Raw genomic sequence first — 2,486 nt, 5'->3', positions numbered from 1 at the left:
GATGATTGCCATGGAAAGCCCGACGGATGCCGCCATCGCGCAGACCACAACCAGCCGGAAATTGACGTTCTTATGAGGCAAAATAATGGCGCGCCCGCTTGAGGAAAGCCTGCATTATCGGCGATTCCCGTTCGTTCAAATGCCCGGTTGCCAGGGGTTGTCTGCTATGCTGTCCGGGCGTTGGTCCGCCATGCGTTTCATTGGCAAAATCTTCTTTATCACGTTGGAGAAAGGCATTCGTTGGCCAGCTTGTCCGTCATCGTCATTACCCATAACGAAGCCCACAATATTGAAGCCTGTCTCCGCGCGGTAAGTTTTGCGAATCAACTTGTGGTGCTGGATTCCGGCAGTACGGACGATACCGTGAAGATTGCTGCTTCATTAGGTGCAGAGGTTGGCACAGCTTCTGACTGGCGGGGGTTTGGTGTCCAGAAAAACAGGGCTCTTGCCCTGGCGACATCGGAATGGGTGCTTTCGGTGGATGCGGATGAGCGCGTTACCGCCCAGCTGCAGGCTGAAATCCTGGCGTGTCTTTCCGCTCCAGTGTTTGACGTGTATTCTTTTCCCAGACTGTCGAGCTACTGCGGCCAGTACATGCGCCACTCTGGGTGGTATCCGGATCGGGTTACCCGCCTGTTCCGGCGTAGCGCGGCGCGCTTCAGTGAAGACCTGGTGCACGAGCGATTGGTGACATCCCGACCGGTGGGGCAATTGCAATCTCCTCTGATGCATGAAAGTTTTCTCAATTTCGAAGCGGTGCTCGACAAGGCAAATCGCTATTCCACTGCGGGAGCCCAAATTCTGCGGGACAAAGGCCGATCTGCATCTATCGGTAAAGCAGTCGGGCACGGGCTATGGGCTTTCATTCGCACCTACTTCCTGCGGCTCGGCTTTCTCGATGGGAGGATGGGGTTTGTGCTCGCTGTTTCCAATGCGGAGGGCACGTACTACAGGTATCTCAAACTGTGGTTGTTGCAGCGCCAGAGGCCCGATGAACATGGCTCGGCTGGCGCAACATGAAAATCAGCTTTGTCGTGCTCACGTACAACCGGACGGATGCGCTGCTGGTGGTGCTGAGGTCGCTTTCAAGCCAATGTGGCGAAGATCATGAAGTGGTAATTGCCGATGACGGCTCGCGACGCGACCAGGTGGACATGCTGCTCAACGCCTGCCCGACCTTCAGGTGCCCCGTTCGACACGTCTGGCATCCCGACGTAGGCTTTACCGCTGCGCAAGCCCGGAACCTTGGCGCCAGCCTGGCCACCGCCGATTACCTGGTTTTTCTCGATGGAGATTGCGTTCCCGGGCCGCACTTTGTGGCGGCACACACCCGCTTGGCCGAACCGGGGTGTTTTGTCAACGGAAGCCGGGTACTCCTCAGTCAACGTCTTACAGAAGATGTAGTCAACGGCGCTATTGATTTACCCAGCCGTCCTGTATCTTTCTGGATTCGCGCCCGGCTGCAGGGCAATAGCAACAAATTATTGCACCTCCTTCCCTGGCCATGGCGTTTATTCAGGGTAAAACAAGGCTTTCAGTGGCAAGGCATCCGCAGCTGCAACCTGGGAGTCTGGCGAGGCGATTTTTTTAAAGTCAACGGGTTTGACGAGACCTTCCAGGGATGGGGCCATGAAGATGCCGATCTGGTGCTAAGGCTCAGCCATATGGGAATTCGGCGAAAAAACGGGTTTATGGGCACAGAAGTATTTCATCTCTGGCATCGAGAAAATAAACGCGACCAGGAGTCGATCAATAAAACCCGGGTGCTTCAGCGCATGAAAACTGCTGTCATCCAGGCGGAGAAGGGACTAAGCCAGATTGCTCCCGAAACACCCCTCAAAATAACGCATCTGCATTGATCAAAAAAAAACCATGAGCATCACATCTCCTATTCGCCGTCGAACCGTTGCTGCAATGCTGGTGGCCGCTACGCTCCCAGCGTTGCCGGCTCTGGCGCAATTTCGCGTTGAGGTTTCCGGCGTTGGGCTGACCCAGTTACCCATCGCTATCGCCACCTTTCGGGGGGAAGCGCAGGCGCCGCAAAAAATCGGTGCCATTGTTCGGGCCGACCTGGAGCGCAGCGGCATGTTCCGCCCTGTCGACACCGCCGGGATTGTTGCTGATGAGAATACCCGACCCGATCTAGCCGCCTGGAAACAAAAAGGCGCTGATTCGATGGTGACCGGCAGCGTTTCTCCCATGGCAGATGGGCGTTTCGACGTTCGCCTTCGCCTTTGGGACATCGTGCGCGGGCAGGATCTGGGTGGTCAAAGCTATACGGTCGGGCCAGCTGACCTGCGATTGTCTGCGCACCGCATTTCCGACTTTGTGTATGAAAAACTCACTGGCGAAAAAGGTGTTTTTTCAACACGGATTGCCTACGTCACCAAAGCCGCTCAAAAGTACAACCTCTGGGTCGCGGATTCGGATGGCGAAGGCGCCCAATCCGCGCTCACCAGCCCCGAGCCCATTATTTCGCCATCGTG

2 protein-coding genes and 1 pseudogene are annotated in these 2,486 nt (G+C 56.0%); all 3 read left to right on the top strand.

Annotation, left to right across the window (positions count from 1 at the left end; translation table 11 throughout):
* Positions 1 to 240: 240 nt before the first annotated feature.
* Positions 241 to 1,020 (top strand): glycosyltransferase family 2 protein, encoded by a 780-nt coding sequence (locus tag AC1D0Z_RS19590; RefSeq protein ID WP_477659846.1) that lies wholly within the window; start codon positions 241 to 243, stop codon positions 1,018 to 1,020.
* Positions 1,017 to 1,859 (top strand): glycosyltransferase family 2 protein, encoded by an 843-nt coding sequence (locus AC1D0Z_RS19585; RefSeq protein WP_477659845.1) that lies wholly within the window; start codon positions 1,017 to 1,019, stop codon positions 1,857 to 1,859. The genes AC1D0Z_RS19590 and AC1D0Z_RS19585 overlap by 4 nt, the downstream gene beginning before the upstream one ends.
* A 13-nt stretch (positions 1,860 to 1,872) precedes the next feature.
* Positions 1,873 to 2,486 (top strand): annotated as a pseudogene (locus AC1D0Z_RS19580) (Tol-Pal system beta propeller repeat protein TolB); the annotation flags it as partial.

This window comes from Polaromonas sp. P1_E3 (genome assembly GCF_056405935.1).
This window is presented reverse-complemented; position numbering and strand designations above follow the sequence as displayed.